This window comes from Microbacterium sp. (assembly GCF_031179285.1).
GTDB lineage: Bacteria > Actinomycetota > Actinomycetes > Actinomycetales > Microbacteriaceae > Microbacterium.
The window spans coordinates 80437-93721 of sequence record NZ_JAPSHY010000012.1 but is presented as its reverse complement, the minus strand read 5'-3'; the positions used below and the strand labels follow the sequence as shown (position 1 = coordinate 93721).

Sequence of the window (13285 nt, the reverse complement as noted above, 5' to 3'; positions counted from 1 at the left end):
CCAGACCATCGATGCCGTGCTGACGGTGATCCAACGACGCCGAGGAGTTCACAATGGCTGATGACGAATACGAGGGCGGTCCCGACCAGCTCGCCGAGAAGATGGAAGCACTCGACGAGGAGCTGGCCGAGTCCCGCGCCGAAACGCTGCGCGCGAGCCTCGCCGACTACGAGCTCGACGATGAGGATGCCGAGCTTCTCGCCGGGGTCACCCTGGGGGAGGACGGCATCCAGTTCCTGCCGGCGTTGCCGGTCGTGGCTATCGTGGGGCGGCCGAACGTCGGCAAGTCCGCGCTCGTGAACCGGATCCTCGGTCGCCGCGAGGCCGTCGTCGAAGACACCCCCGGCGTGACCCGCGACCGGGTGACGTACAAGGCGGAGTGGGCCGATCGCCGCTTCTCGCTCGTCGACACCGGCGGATGGGAGCCCGACGCACGGGGCATCGACCGGTCGGTCGCCGCGCAGGCAGAGGTCGCGATCGACCTCTGCGACGTCGTGATGTTCGTCGTCGACGCGATGGTGGGCGCGACCTCCACCGACGAGCACGTCGTGAAGCTGTTGCGCAAGAGCGGTAAGCCGGTCTTCCTCGTCGCCAACAAGATCGACGATGCCCGCCAGGAACCCGAGGCCGCGGCCCTGTGGAACCTCGGGCTCGGCGAGCCGTACCCGGTGTCCGCGATCCACGGACGCGGTGTCGCGGATCTTCTCGATGCGGTTCTGAAGAAGCTTCCCGAGGTCTCGGCGGTCGCCAAACACGAGATCGGCGGTCCGCGGCGCGTCGCGATCCTCGGCCGACCGAATGTCGGCAAGTCCTCGCTGCTGAACAAGGCGGCGGGGGAGGAGCGCGTCGTCGTCAACGAGCTCGCCGGCACCACCCGCGACCCCGTGGACGAGGTCGTCGAGCTCGGCGGCAAGCTGTGGCGCCTGGTCGACACCGCCGGCATCCGACGCCGGGTGCACCTCTCTCAGGGCGCGGACTTCTACGCGTCGCTGCGCACCTCGACCGCCCTGGAGAAGGCGGAGGTCGCAGTCGTGGTCCTCGACGTCTCGGAGACCATCAGCGAGCAGGACGTCCGCATCATCGACCTCGTGCTGGAGTCCGGCCGTGCTCTCGTGCTGGCGTTCAACAAGTGGGATCGCCTGAACGACGACGACCTCGAGAACCAGGATCGTCGCCGGTACCTGGAGCGCGAGATCGAGCAGGACCTCGCGCACGTGGCCTGGGCGCCCCGCGTGAACATCTCGGCGAAGACCGGTCGCCATCTCGACAAGCTGGTGCCGGCGCTCGAGACCGCCCTCGAGAACTGGGATCGCCGCATCCCGACAGGTAAGTTCAACGCCTTCCTCGCCGAGCTCGTGGCCGAGCACCCGCACCCGCTGCGGGGCGGCAAGCAGCCGCGGATCCTGTTCGGCACGCAGGCGTCGACGCGTCCGCCGACGTTCGTGCTGTTCACGACCGGGTTCCTCGATCCCGGCTACCGCCGCTTCATCCAGCGCCGTCTTCGCGAGCTGTACGCGTTCGAGGGCACGCCGATCGTCATCAACATGCGCGTGCGCGAGAAGCGCCAGCGCTGACCGTCGGTCACGGTGCCCGAGCGGATGCCGTGGCACGGATGCCGTGGCACGGATGCTGTGAAAGGGTGAAGGGGTGACGATCGTTCCTCCTTCACCCGGCGAGCCGCGTCGGCCCGATGGCCCGCGCGACGCCGGCGACGCGTGGGTGGTCTCGCCGTCGGGCGAGAAGTACTGGGGGCGTTTCGGTGCTGCCGGGCTCCTCGCCGTGGACGCCGAGCGCGGCATCCTGCTGCAGCATCGGGTGTCGTGGAGTCACTTCGGTGGCACATGGGGTCTGCCCGGCGGCGCGCTGCACGAGGGCGAGGACGCGATCGCCGGCGCGCTGCGGGAGGCGCAGGAGGAAGCGGGCATTCCCGATGGCGCGGTGCGCCCGCGGTTCACGAGCGTGCTCGACCTCGGGATCTGGTCGTATGCGACGGTCGTCTCCGATGTGGTCGTGCCGTTCGATCCGGTGATCAGCGATCCCGAGAGCGTGGCGCTCGCCTGGGTGCCTCTTCACGAGGTGGACGAGCTGCCCCTGCATCCGGGTTTCGGCGATGCCTGGCCGGGCCTGCGAGCCCGGCTGGACGTACGCCCCGCGATCGTCGTCGACGCGGCGAACGTGGTGGGCTCGGTGCCCGACGGCTGGTGGAAGGATCGCGTGGGCGCAGCGACCCGGCTGCGTGATCGCCTGCTCGGGCTTGCCGTGCCGGCTGCCGACCTGGCGCTGGAGGGTGACGTCTGGTTTCCCGCGGTCTCGATGGTGGTCGAGGGGCAGGCGCGCGGGGTCGAATCCGCCTCGGGCGTTCGGGGCAGGGCGCGCAGCGGAATCAACGCTGTCGATGTCGTTCGCGCGGATGCCGGTGGCGACGACACGATCGTCGCCGAAGTGACGCGGCGTACGGCGGCGGGCGAGACAGTGACGGTGGTCACGAGCGATCGGAGACTCCGCGAGAGGGTCGAAGCTGCCGGGGCGAGCCAGGTGCGCTCGGCGGGCTGGCTCGTGGAACTGCTCGCGCTGCGGGGTCGCCAGCGCCACGATTCCTGACGCCGCCTCACTCCGGGAAGTACTCGTCCCTGCCGCGGAGCTTGTCGATGTCACGCCGCTCGCGTTTGGTCGGGCGGCCGGCTCCTCGGTCGCGGAGGCCGAGGGCTGCTTGCGGCTCGCGCTCGGGCGTGCGGTCTTCGTAGGCGAGAGCGGCGACGGGTGCACCGACGCGCTTCACGAGCAGTTGCCGGACGAACAGGATGCGGTCGAAGCCGGCGATCCTGATCCGCAGCTCGTCACCGATCTTGATCGTGTGCGCCGCCTTCACCTTCTCGCCGTTCACGCGAACGTGCCCCGCGCGGCATGCGGTCGTCGCCGCAGATCTCGTCTTGTAGACGCGGATGGCCCACAGCCAGCTGTCGACGCGTGCAGAATCCATCAGCGTTCACTCCGTCTCTGCAGCATGATGAGGGCACCGGCGACGATGAGCCCCTGCCCGAGCGTGTAGGTGAGCATGACCGCCGGGCTGCTCCATGCAGGCAGCCCATCCGGCAGGAAGAGACGGAAGGCGAGGATGGTGTCGCTGGCCAGGAAGAACGCGCCGCCGGTCGCGATGAGCGGATGGCAGCGCGCCGAGAGCGCCGCCGTGCCGCCGAGCACGACACCGTAGATCGCCACGCCGATGAGCAGCCCGCCGGTGTGCGGGCCGAGTACGGCGATCATTGCGACCCACCAGACAGCGTAGATGAGCGTCCACCAGGGCATTCGTCGGTGTGCGAGGTGCCGGAGGAAGAGTGCGATGTATGCCAGATGCGCGATGCCGAAGAACGCGAGCATCAGCGGCAGTTCCGGTGCGGAGGGGAAGAACGCTCCCGCACCGTCGCCGAGCCAGGGGAACAGGAGAGCGACGGCGAGCAGGGCGATCGCCGTCCGAGGGGTGACACGTCGGGCGGCAACGATGGCAGGCACGGCGAGCAGTGGCATCAGCAGCAGCTTGGTGGGGCCAGCGGCCGGGCTGTCGAGCGCGAGCAGGATCACGTGCGCCGCCGCGACCGCGATGTACGGGAGGAACGCCCACATGATCGTCGTGGGCAGGGCGCGGCGCTGCATCCTCTCATCGTATGCGCGCGGAGTGCGGGTGCCGGGCTGCTCGAGGGTGCGCGGCCCGCGGATCGGAGTGCTCAGGATCCGGCGGTGAGGTGGGCGAGTACTGGGGGGAGTTCGGAATCGGCGCTCACACGGAGAGGTGCATCGTGACCAGGGTGCGGCCCGGCTTGAGTTCGGCGCTCCGCTCGAATCCTGCGGAGAGGAAGGTGCGGGCGGTGCCGTGGTAGAGGTCGTTGGAGGGCATCTTCGCGCCGTCGGTGTCGACGGGGTAGCCCTCGATGAGACGAGCGCCGGAGCTTCTCGCGTAGTCGACGGCGGCGCGAAGCAGTTCGCCGTTCAGTCCCTTTCCTCGGTACTCGCGGCGCACCACGAAGCAGGTGACCGCCCACACCGATTCGTCGTCGAGGGGTTCGGCGGTGGCTGCCGCGATCATGCGCGTGTTCGCGATTCTCGCCTGTCGCGCGCGCGGCCCGATGCGAATCCACCCCGCCGCATCGCCGTCGACATACGCGATGATCCCCGGAGGCGGGCCCTCGTCGATCTCGGCGCGGAGCATCTCTGTGCGCTGGGGGAGCGTGGTCTCGTTCCAGTCCTTATTACGCAGCACCGGCCAGATGCACTGGCAGCTCGCGCCGTCGCCGCCACCTGTGAGCGCGTGCTGAAGGTCGTCCCACCGGTCGGTCGTCGCCACCTCGGTCGTGATCGTCACCATGCCAGAGACGGTACGCCGGGCGTCCGACACCCGCAACGCACCGGTTCGCGACGTGCCGTGCGGTCAGGCTAAGATAGGGGAGTTGCCCGCGCGGAAGCGCGGAACAACGGGCTGTGGCGCAGCTTGGTAGCGCACTTGACTGGGGGTCAAGGGGTCGCAGGTTCAAATCCTGTCAGCCCGACCGAAAGCCCCGATGAGAAGCGTATTCTTGTCGGGGCTTCGTCGTTCGTGTTCGAGGTTTGCGCGGAGCATCACGGGCTGAGTCCCGTCGCGCGGCAGCGTCAACGCTGAGGAGCGCGACCTAGCGCCGGGACCTCGCCGGCGGATCATCGTTGCGGTGAGGCGGCATCCTTGGCGTGTACCCGGACTGTGGTTTGACGATACGGAGCCATCTGCGTCGCGCACAGACCCGTACACCGACGTCCTAGACGTGCCGTTCGATCAAGGTGGGCGAAGAGTGTCGCACCCGAGGCCGCCGCGCCCTTGCGGGGCTTCGGCGAGCACGACACATTCCCGTCCTGTGGCCTAGCCATGCTGCACGACACGGTTCGGAAATTCTCTCTCGGGAGTGGGAATAAATACGCCCGCTCATGTGTCAGCCATGGTGAACTTGAGTCGAGGTGACTCAATGCAAGAGAGGAGAGTGATGATGCTGTTCGAAACCTTCAAGGAGCTGGACCGGATCAGCTCTGCGTTCTTCTCCGGCATCCCGGAGCCGGCGTTGAGTTCTACACCAGTGAACCTCTACCGGGATGACGACGGCTACGTGGTCGAGGCCGACCTTCCAGGATTCGACCCGTCGTCGATCGACGTGTCCGCGGAAGCGGGGGTATTGACCATCCGTGCGGACCGCGATATGTCCCGTGAGGACCATGGTGAGCGCTGGGTGGTCCGTGAGCGGAGTTCTGCTCGCGTGGTGCGACAGCTTTCGCTGGGTGACGAGGTGGATCTGGACGCGATCGCAGCCAACTATCGAGACGGCGTGCTGAAGGTCACGCTGCCGGTGAAGGCCGATGCGCTCCCGCGTAAGGTCGCAGTCGCTGTCGGATCGTCGGCCCCGGAGGCCCGGGCGATCGAGTCCACAGAGGCGGAGCAGGAGTCCTCGGACCCAAAAGCCGAACCCGCGCATTCGGTCGCTTCCTGACCCGGTTGCTGCCCGGGACCCGGAAGGGCCCCGGGCGCCGGATGCGCGGGAATGTCCCCGTCCGTGTGATCCGCCCGCAGCAGAAGGTGGGGGTGGCGTGATGGATCCTCTCGATGTGCTCGAGTCCACGACCGCCATCGAAGCCATCGAGGCGCCGCGAACCTCCGATGACATGGGTCGGGTCCGCGACCTCTTCAAGAGCGCGCCGCCGATGGACGGGCCGCGGGTGACGACCGGGTTGGAGCCGGGAACGCCGGCACCGGATTTCGCGCTCCCCGCGGCAGACGGCACCATCGTGCGGCTCTCCGAGCTGCGTGGGTCACCGGTGGCGGTGGTGTTCTATCCGCTCGACTGGAGCCCTGGATGCAGCGTGCAGCTGGAGCTCTACGAGCAGGAGCACGAGGAGTTCGCCTCCCGAGGTATCCGCCTGCTCGGGATCTCCATTGACTCCATCTACAGCCACGGGGCATGGGCGGCGGTGCGCGGCATCCGCTTTCCGTTGCTGAGCGACTTCCAGCCGCGGGGCGAGACCGCACGCGCGTACAACGTATGGCGCAATGCGGACGGACACAGCGAACGCGCCCTCTACCTGATCGATGCCGACGGCATCATCCGCTGGTCCCACGTGTCTGAACGGCTGAAAGAGCTCCCGGACTTCGACGAACTCGTGGCAGCTCTCGACCTCGTCACCGCCGGGCGACACGACGAGAAGGAGGCGCACCGATGACCATTCGGGAGATCAGCCCGCCCCGCACCCGAGCCATGCCGCGCACGCGCACCGTACCGGTGGCGATCTACGGCAACCGCTGGTGCGGCATCTCGCAGCTCATCCGCCGTGCGTTGGAAAGGGCGGGCATCGCGTATGACTACGTCGATCTCGACGACCACCCCGTCGTGCGCGCTCGTCTTGACGCGTTGACGGGCGGACGGCTACGGACCCCGGTCGTGCACATCGACGGGGAGTGGCTCATGGAGCCCAGTCTCCGCCAGGTGCAGGCCGTGCTCGCGCGGCGCGGGGTATGGCTGTGAACGTTGTGGCATGCCCGAGGTGCGCGGCGAAGAACCGCGTGCCCTCGGGGCGCGCCGGGCGCGTGCGTTGCGCGAAGTGCCGCACCGACCTGCCCTGGCTCGTGGAGGCGGACGACGACTCGTTCGACGCCGTCGTCCGTGAGGCTACTCTTCCCGTTTTGGTCGACGTGTGGGCACCTTGGTGCGGGCCATGCAGGCAGATCGCACCGGCCGTGGACCAGCTCTCGCGCGACCTGGCCGGACGCCTCAAGGTCGTGAAGGTCAACGCGGATACCGCTCCGGGTGTGTCCCGGCGTCACGGGGTGGCCTCAATCCCCACGCTCCTGTTCTACCGCAGCGGGAAAGAAGTCGACCGCGTGACGGGCGCCGTACCCGCCGGGCAGCTACGCGCATGGGTCGAACGCTCACTCACCGACTGACCGAGCACGCCCAGGGCGGACCCGCCCGGTTCGGTCCGCGTGAAACATCGCTCCGGAGACGTCGGCGTCGACGTGTCGCTGCACGATCGCGGCCATCCTCGGTTACGCGGAACGAGCGCTTCCGCCCGGTTCTGCTCCCGATTCAATCCGGTTCGACATGGGCCGACGGAGCCGGCGTCGGCGGAATCGGCTGGTGGTCGACGAGCTGGAATGGCCAGGACGTGCACGAGACCGGCTGGTTCGTACTGCCCGCTGCTCAGGGCAAGGGAGCCGCCTCGCGCGCACTCGACCTGCTCATCCGCGATGCGCAGCAGCACCGCACACACGACCTCTTGACGGCGTTTCCGAGTGTCGACAACGACCGATCCAACGCGCTCTGCGCAGCGGCGGGCTTCGTGCGGCACGAGCGGATGCAGTTCCCCTTCCGGGGCACCGAACTGACCGTCAACGCGTGGGTGCTGAACCTGGCGCCGCCAGGACCCGCGACGTGATCAGGGCGCAGCGCATCCGGATCCCCGCGAGGGTATGGACCGGGGCGCCTCGGGCGGGCAGAGTGGCCGCATGGTCATCCCCATCATCGAGCAGTCCGCCGTCGGCGGCGACTTCGAAGGCTTCGCCCACGGCTCCGATGTCTCGTTCTTCCTCGAACGCATCGAACGCGAGGGCGCCGGTCCACGACTGCACCGGCATCCGTACGGCGAGACCTTCGTGATCCGCTCCGGGGCCGCGCGCTTCACCGTCGGCGACGAGCAGGTCGTCGCCACGGGCGGTCAGATCCTCGTCGTTCCGGCCCTCGTGCCGCACCGTTTCGCGGTGGTCGGCTCCGAGGTCTACGAAGCGATCCACATCCACGCGAGCGAGCGGTTCATCACCGAGTGGCTCGAATAGCGGTGCGCTTCGGGGCGGGCTTCCGACTCAGGCGGTGAGCCGTGTGCGGACTGCGCGCTCGGTGAGCACGGTGAAATAGTCCTTCACCCTGCTGTGCGAGATCTTCTGGAGTTCTTCCGCAGCGAGCGACGAGATGTGGTCGCGGCTGGTGTCGGGGTAGCTCTCGGCGACGCGATTGGTGACCTGCTGCACGATTTCGTCGGGATCGATGTTGGTTGCCACGTGGTCATGCTACGCCGCGCGCGTCACCCCACGCACGAAATTCACACACTGTTCTTCTCCGTGAAGACCGTGCCGGCGGCGCCGAGAGTTCAGTGACCGCGCTTGCGGACGACGCTCCGGTCGATCAAGACCGCCGCGACCACGCCGGCGACGGCGCAGGTCGGCAGGAGCCACCCGAGAAGGACGCCCGCCGTTGACATGAGAGAGGCTCCGCTGGCCAGGAACGCGATGCCGATCGCGTCCTGGATGATGAGGCCGATCACGAGTCCGGCGACGAGCCCGAGCGCTCCGACGCCGACGTCGCGCAATGCGCTTCGCGGCGCGGGAGCGGACGGTGCGGGTGGCGCGAGCGGCGGTGCGGGTGGTGCGACCGGCGGGACTGGAACAGTCGACGGCTGATCCGAGTGCGGGCTGAGCGGCACCCCGTGCTGAGGCGGGGTGCCGACGGCGGGTGCGTCGGAGGATGGCGGCTGCGGCCACCAGTTCTGCGCCTCGTGCTGACGGAAGGGGTCTTCCCTCGGGTCTCGGTCCGATTGCTCATTCATGTCGCGTCCTCTCCGGAGCTCCGGGATGAGCTCACCTCCAGACGGTAGGTCTGGCTCGACCGCCAGGGCGCCCTCCTCAGAGCGACTCATGGGTAGCGTCGAAGCGACACAGGATCGGATTCTCGAGCGAAGGCTCCTGCTCGACTCGGCAAAATGATCAGACTGTTGAACGTTCGCGCAGGCTCGATTATCGTATGAGCAATGAATACGATCGATCGACATCAGGGCATCGTCGCGCTTGTGGAAGACGGCGGTGATGTCGCCGTGTCGGAACTGGCCTTCCGCCTCGGCGCATCCGAGGCGACCGTGCGCCGCGACCTCGCCGATCTCGACGCCCGCGGATTGGTGCGCCGTTACCACGGAGGGGCACGGCGGGCCGAGCTCCGCGGGCGGGTCGAGCCGTTCGCTGCGAGACTCTCGAGCAACCTGCCCGGAAAACAGAGGATCGCTCAGGCGGTCGCCCGGCTGCTCGCTCCGGGGGAGGCGGTCGTGATCGACAGCGGCACGACGGGCCTCGAAGTCGCCAAGGCGATCACCGGCAAGACGCTGCGTGTCGTGCCGCTCTCGCTTCCCGCGCTGACCGCCGTCGCGACGGGCGAGCGGATTCAGGTGACGCTCCCGGGCGGAGACCTGCGGCCCGGCGAACAATCCTTCGCAGGCCCGGTGACGCAGCGAGGGCTGGCCGATCTCCGCTTCGACACGGCGCTCATCGCACCCTGCGCGCTGAACGTCGATACCGGACCCACCGCGCACGACGTCGAGGATGCTGCGGTGAAACAGGCCGCCATGCGATCCGCCGAGCGGAGAATCCTGCTCTGCGATCAGGCGAAATGGGGTCGGACGGCATTCGCGGCGATCGCCGAGTTGAGCGCATTCGACGTCCTCGTGACGGATCACGCCGTGACCGACGTCGAACGCGCCCGTCTCGACGACGCCGGGATCGAGTTGGTGACGGCATGACCGGGCCGACGAGGAGCCACGAACAGGGTCGGCCGCCGACCATCCGTGACGTCGCCGCCCAGGCGGGAGTCTCGTACCAGACCGTCTCGCGGGTGCTCAATGGTTCCGACCGCGTGCTGCCTGCGACGCGGGAGCGTGTGAACGAGGCGATCGAGCTGCTCGGGTTCACACGCAACGAAGCCGCAGCTCACTTGGCCCGGCGTCACTGATCCGCTCGGTGCTCGCCCGCACCGCCCGCTCACCGGGGCGTCGGATCCGCAGTGGTCAACCCCCTGATGCCCGACCGATACACCCGCTAGACATGCATCCCAGGAGAGCAACAGAGCGGCCAGAAGGAGTGATCGTGGTGGAAGACGCGCAGGTGATGTTGAATACGGCGATCGAGCGGATCGGCCAGGCCAGAGGGCTGGATGCCGTCGCGAAGTCCTTGACCGCGAAGGTGAAGGCCTTCACACGCCCGACGGTGATCAAGAACGCGCTCTCCGGGTCGTGGCTCGGGCATCAGCTGCACCCCGTGCTGACCGACCTGCCGATCGGCGCCTTCAGCGCGGCGACCGCTCTCGATCTGACCGGCGGGACGGAGGCATCGGCCGCCGCGCGGCGTCTGGTCGGCCTCGGCATCCTCGCTTCGGCGCCGACGGCGATGGCCGGGGCGTCGGACTGGTCGGAGACGAGCGGGGCCGACAAGCGGGTCGGCCTCGTGCACGGGCTGGCGAACGCGGCAGCCACCGTGATGCAGACCGCCTCGTGGATCGTGCGGCGACGCGGTCACCGGGGCGTGGGCATCGCGCTCAGCCTCGTCGCTCTCGGACTGACGATGGGCTCTGCCGCCCTCGGTGGGTACCTGTCGTACGTCAAAGGGATCGGCGTCAACCGCACCGCCTTCCAGCGCACGGTGCGAGACTGGCGCGATGTCGCCGCCGACACCGACATCGTCGAGGGCCGCCTGAATCGCGTCGAGGTCGATGACGTGCCGGTGCTGCTCGTTCGCCAGAACGGGCGATTGCGCGCGATCTCGGCGGTCTGCTCCCACGCCGGGGGCCCGCTCGACGAGGGCACGCTCGACGCGCGCGGCTGCGTGACCTGCCCGTGGCACGGCAGCCAGTTCGTGCTCGACGACGGCAGCGTCGAACGGGGGCCGGCCAGCGTGCCGCAACCCCGCTGGGACGTGCTGGTCGACGGCGGTCGGGTCCTCGTGCGCTCGGCCTGATCGCGTGGCGACGAGACTGCTGCTGCTCGCCGACACCCACGTGCCCGCGAGAGCGAAACGCCTTCCGGATGCCGTCCTGCGCGCCGTCGAGCAGGCCGACCTCGTCGTCCACGCCGGAGACTGGGTGGACCTGGAGACGCTCGAGCTGCTCGAATCGCGGGCTCGCACGTTCCAGGGTGTGTACGGCAACAACGACGGCCCTGAGCTGAGGCGGCGTCTGCCCGAGATCGCTCGCTTCACCGTCGAAGGGCTGACGGTGGCCGTCATCCACGAGACGGGCCTCGCGAAGGCGCGCGAGGAACGCATGGATGCGGCGTTCCCCGGCGTCGATCTGCTGATCTTCGGGCACTCGCACATTCCGTGGGACACAGTGTCTCCGCGGGGTATGCGGCTGCTCAACCCGGGCTCGCCGACAGACCGGCGGCGCCAACCGGTGTGCACCATGATGTCCGTCACGGTCGACGACCGACAGGTCCAGGCGACCCTGATTCCGGTGCCGCGGTGAGCGGCACCAGGACTGCGCACGCGATCTCCGTCTTCCGAGCGCCGATGCGGTCTCGTCGTGATGATGTGCCGGACGGACCCGCCGTGGAGCGGGCCCTGACGCTCGGCGTCTGCGGGATGGGTGGCCGATTGATGCCACCACCCCCTTCGCTGGAAGACGCGCTCGCGGCAGCGCACGCGCAACTCGGCGACCGGGTCGCGCGGCGGATCGAGCGGTTCGCCGCCGCCGCTGACGGCGCGTTCGTCTGGACGCGCGACATCGACGATCAGGTGTGGCTCGGGCGGCTCGCGGGTCCCTGGCGATACGACCCGGCGCCGGACGCGCTCGACGTCGATCTCGTGCACGTCCGCAGTTGCGACTGGCTCGAGGCTCCGGTGAGCCCGGCCGCGCTCCCGCCCGCGGTTCGCGTGGCGTTCGCGCGTGGCGGGCGGAACTGGCAGCGGATCCGGGCGGACGATGTGTCGACGCTCACCGCGGCACTCTGGGAGCGGGGTGAGAGAGCTCAGCGGCAGCGGTGACCGGTGATGGCCGACGGAGGAAGAGCGCGACCAGCACGGCGGTGGTCAGCGCGAGCGCCGCGTTGACACCGATCGCTGCCTGAAGGCCCGGCAGCAGCGTCGCGGCGGCCACACTCGTCGCGATCGCCGACATGACGGGGGTGCCGACGGTGATTCCGACCTGCTGACTCATCGTCACGAGCCCGGTGGCGAGACCCTGTTGCTCGGAGGGGATCCCTGCGGTGGCCGTCACGGCGTATCCGACGATCGCGACGAGGTTCGCAACCCCTCCGATGAACGTCACGAGCAGCAGCGGCGTCACCCAGGCATGATCGTCAGCGATGAACGCGAGCGGCGCGGTCGCCAGAGCCTGTACGACGAACCCGATGATGATCGCTGCCTTGGCGCCGCTGCGGCCGATGATGCGGGGAGCGATGAGTCCGCCGACGACCGTGCCGAGACCGAGCACGGCGAGGATCAGGCCGGCTGTCACAGCGCTGAAGCCGAGCGTCTCCTGCAGGTAGAGAGTGAGGAGGAAGACCAGCGACGTCTCGGTCGCGAAGGCGAGGAGGCCCGCGATGTTCCCCCACGCCACATTGCTGCGTCGGAGCAGCGACGGAGAGATGAGCGGGTCGGTTGTCCTGGACTCGATCACGACGAACCCGGCGAACAGCATTCCAGCGGCCGCGATCGGCGCCCAGGCCGCGGGGTGCCCCCAGCCCGAGTGACCCGCGGTGTCGATCCCGAGCACCAGGGCGACCAGGCCGACGGTGACGGTGACCGCGCCGGGGACGTCGAGCCGCGGGCGAAGCCCGGCCGGAGGCTCGCGGAGTGCGAACGGCGCGAGCGCGACGACGATCACCGCGACGATGACGTTGATGAAGAACGCCCACCGCCAGCTGACCGTGCCGGTGAGAAGCCCGCCGAGGACGGCGCCGGCGGTGAATCCGGCCGCCATGAGCGCGCCGTTCAGGCCCAGCACCCGTGCACGGGCCGGACCGTCGGGGAACATCGTCGTCAGCAGCGCGAGAGCTGCCGGAGTGACCATGGCGGTGGCCAACCCCTGTCCGACGCGAGCCGCGAGCAGCAGCACCGGTTCCGTTGCGAGCCCGCCCGCCATCGAGGAGACTCCGAGCAGCACGATCCCGATCGTGAACAGACGGCGTCGCCCGACCAGGTCGCTGACGCGGCCGAAGAACAGGGTGAAACCCGCGGCACACACCGCGAACGCCGTCACGATCCACTGCAGCGCAGAGGTCGGAAGGCTCAGATCCCGGCCGATGTGCGGCAGCGCCACATTGAGGATCGAGAAGTCGACGGCGAGGGTGAAGTTCGCCGTGAGGAGGATCGCGACGGCGATACGGTCACGCGTCGACCGGCGCGCCGGCGCGGCGGCGGATGGGCGGGTCAATGCATCGGTTTCGGTCATGAGTCGAGGCTGGTCCCGCGGGCGAGGAGCAGCCAGATCCCTGCGGAGACTGCTCTGACGGTGCCTGGTACTCGTAG

19 protein-coding genes and 1 tRNA gene are annotated in these 13285 nt (G+C 68.9%); 14 read left to right on the top strand and 6 right to left on the bottom strand.

Annotated features, from left to right (window positions below; genetic code table 11):
- The first annotated feature begins 53 nt into the window (after nt 1–53).
- The gene (gene der / locus RIN18_RS09795; protein ID WP_309103781.1) at nt 54–1574 is read left to right on the top strand and encodes a ribosome biogenesis GTPase Der; all 1521 of its coding nucleotides are present in this window, start codon (nt 54–56) and stop codon (nt 1572–1574) included.
- A gap of 73 nt (nt 1575–1647) precedes the next feature.
- Nucleotides 1648–2601: an NUDIX hydrolase gene (locus RIN18_RS09790; RefSeq protein ID WP_309103780.1), complete on the top strand. Its 954-nt coding sequence runs from the start codon at nt 1648–1650 to the stop codon at nt 2599–2601.
- Nucleotides 2602–2608: 7 nt separating this feature from the next.
- Here RIN18_RS09790 and RIN18_RS09785 read toward each other — a convergent pair whose 3' ends face one another.
- The 3 genes from RIN18_RS09785 to RIN18_RS09775 form a co-directional block, all read right to left on the bottom strand.
- Nucleotides 2609–2980, bottom strand: a complete 372-nt coding sequence (locus RIN18_RS09785) for an RNA-binding S4 domain-containing protein (protein WP_309103779.1) — start codon at nt 2978–2980, stop codon at nt 2609–2611.
- Nucleotides 2980–3651, bottom strand: a complete 672-nt coding sequence (locus tag RIN18_RS09780) for a lysoplasmalogenase family protein (protein ID WP_309103778.1) — start codon at nt 3649–3651, stop codon at nt 2980–2982. The genes RIN18_RS09785 and RIN18_RS09780 overlap by 1 nt, the downstream gene beginning before the upstream one ends.
- 124 nt (nt 3652–3775) lie before the next feature.
- Nucleotides 3776–4360, bottom strand: coding sequence for a GNAT family N-acetyltransferase (locus RIN18_RS09775; RefSeq protein WP_309103777.1), 585 nt, complete (start codon nt 4358–4360; stop codon nt 3776–3778).
- A gap of 107 nt (nt 4361–4467) precedes the next feature.
- Between RIN18_RS09775 and RIN18_RS09770 the strand changes: the two genes are divergently transcribed.
- The 7 genes from RIN18_RS09770 (at nt 4468) to RIN18_RS09740 (ending at nt 7840) form a co-directional block, all read left to right on the top strand.
- Nucleotides 4468–4541: transfer RNA gene (locus RIN18_RS09770), tRNA-Pro, on the top strand.
- Between the two features lie 465 nt (nt 4542–5006).
- The gene (locus RIN18_RS09765) at nt 5007–5504 is read left to right on the top strand and encodes an Hsp20/alpha crystallin family protein (protein WP_309103776.1); all 498 of its coding nucleotides are present in this window, start codon (nt 5007–5009) and stop codon (nt 5502–5504) included.
- Nucleotides 5505–5604: 100 nt separating this feature from the next.
- Nucleotides 5605–6231 carry a redoxin domain-containing protein gene (locus tag RIN18_RS09760; protein ID WP_309103775.1) on the top strand — a complete coding sequence of 209 codons (627 nt, stop codon included), beginning with the start codon at nt 5605–5607 and terminating at the stop codon, nt 6229–6231.
- Nucleotides 6228–6533, top strand: coding sequence for a glutaredoxin (locus RIN18_RS09755; RefSeq protein WP_309103774.1), 306 nt, complete (start codon nt 6228–6230; stop codon nt 6531–6533). Before RIN18_RS09760 ends, RIN18_RS09755 begins: the two co-directional genes overlap by 4 nt.
- Nucleotides 6524–6952, top strand: coding sequence for a thioredoxin (gene trxA / locus RIN18_RS09750; protein ID WP_309103773.1), 429 nt, complete (start codon nt 6524–6526; stop codon nt 6950–6952). The genes RIN18_RS09755 and trxA overlap by 10 nt, the downstream gene beginning before the upstream one ends.
- Nucleotides 6925–7443 carry a GNAT family N-acetyltransferase gene (locus RIN18_RS09745; protein WP_309103772.1) on the top strand — a complete coding sequence of 173 codons (519 nt, stop codon included), beginning with the start codon at nt 6925–6927 and terminating at the stop codon, nt 7441–7443. Before trxA ends, RIN18_RS09745 begins: the two co-directional genes overlap by 28 nt.
- Before the next feature lie 70 nt (nt 7444–7513).
- A complete protein-coding gene (locus RIN18_RS09740; protein WP_309103771.1) occupies nt 7514–7840 on the top strand; it encodes a cupin domain-containing protein in 327 nt (108 codons plus the stop codon).
- Between the two features lie 27 nt (nt 7841–7867).
- Here RIN18_RS09740 and RIN18_RS09735 read toward each other — a convergent pair whose 3' ends face one another.
- Both RIN18_RS09735 and RIN18_RS09730 read right to left on the bottom strand, forming a co-directional pair.
- Nucleotides 7868–8062, bottom strand: coding sequence for a three-helix bundle dimerization domain-containing protein (locus tag RIN18_RS09735; RefSeq protein WP_309103770.1), 195 nt, complete (start codon nt 8060–8062; stop codon nt 7868–7870).
- A gap of 89 nt (nt 8063–8151) precedes the next feature.
- Nucleotides 8152–8607 carry a hypothetical protein gene (locus RIN18_RS09730; protein ID WP_309103769.1) on the bottom strand — a complete coding sequence of 152 codons (456 nt, stop codon included), beginning with the start codon at nt 8605–8607 and terminating at the stop codon, nt 8152–8154.
- A gap of 201 nt (nt 8608–8808) precedes the next feature.
- Here RIN18_RS09730 and RIN18_RS09725 point away from each other — a divergent pair, with 201 nt between their 5' ends.
- From RIN18_RS09725 to RIN18_RS09705, 5 genes are all read left to right on the top strand, one after another.
- Nucleotides 8809–9567 (top strand): DeoR/GlpR family DNA-binding transcription regulator, encoded by a 759-nt coding sequence (locus tag RIN18_RS09725; RefSeq protein WP_309103768.1) that lies wholly within the window; start codon nt 8809–8811, stop codon nt 9565–9567.
- The gene (locus RIN18_RS09720) at nt 9564–9776 is read left to right on the top strand and encodes a LacI family DNA-binding transcriptional regulator (protein WP_309103767.1); all 213 of its coding nucleotides are present in this window, start codon (nt 9564–9566) and stop codon (nt 9774–9776) included. The genes RIN18_RS09725 and RIN18_RS09720 overlap by 4 nt, the downstream gene beginning before the upstream one ends.
- A 134-nt stretch (nt 9777–9910) precedes the next feature.
- Nucleotides 9911–10777, top strand: a complete 867-nt coding sequence (locus RIN18_RS09715; protein WP_309103766.1) for a Rieske 2Fe-2S domain-containing protein — start codon at nt 9911–9913, stop codon at nt 10775–10777.
- A 4-nt stretch (nt 10778–10781) separates the two neighbouring features.
- Complete coding sequence (locus tag RIN18_RS09710; protein ID WP_309103765.1) at nt 10782–11282, top strand: metallophosphoesterase; 501 nt, start codon at nt 10782–10784, stop codon at nt 11280–11282.
- On the top strand, nt 11279–11800 hold the full coding sequence (locus RIN18_RS09705; RefSeq protein ID WP_309103764.1) for a GAF domain-containing protein: 522 nt from the start codon (nt 11279–11281) through the stop codon (nt 11798–11800). Before RIN18_RS09710 ends, RIN18_RS09705 begins: the two co-directional genes overlap by 4 nt.
- On the opposite strand, the gene RIN18_RS09700 is transcribed toward RIN18_RS09705, so the two are convergent.
- Nucleotides 11751–13208: an MFS transporter gene (locus RIN18_RS09700; protein ID WP_309103763.1), complete on the bottom strand. Its 1458-nt coding sequence runs from the start codon at nt 13206–13208 to the stop codon at nt 11751–11753. The two genes, RIN18_RS09705 and RIN18_RS09700, sit on opposite strands and share 50 nt — an antisense overlap.
- Nucleotides 13209–13285: the final 77 nt, after the last annotated feature.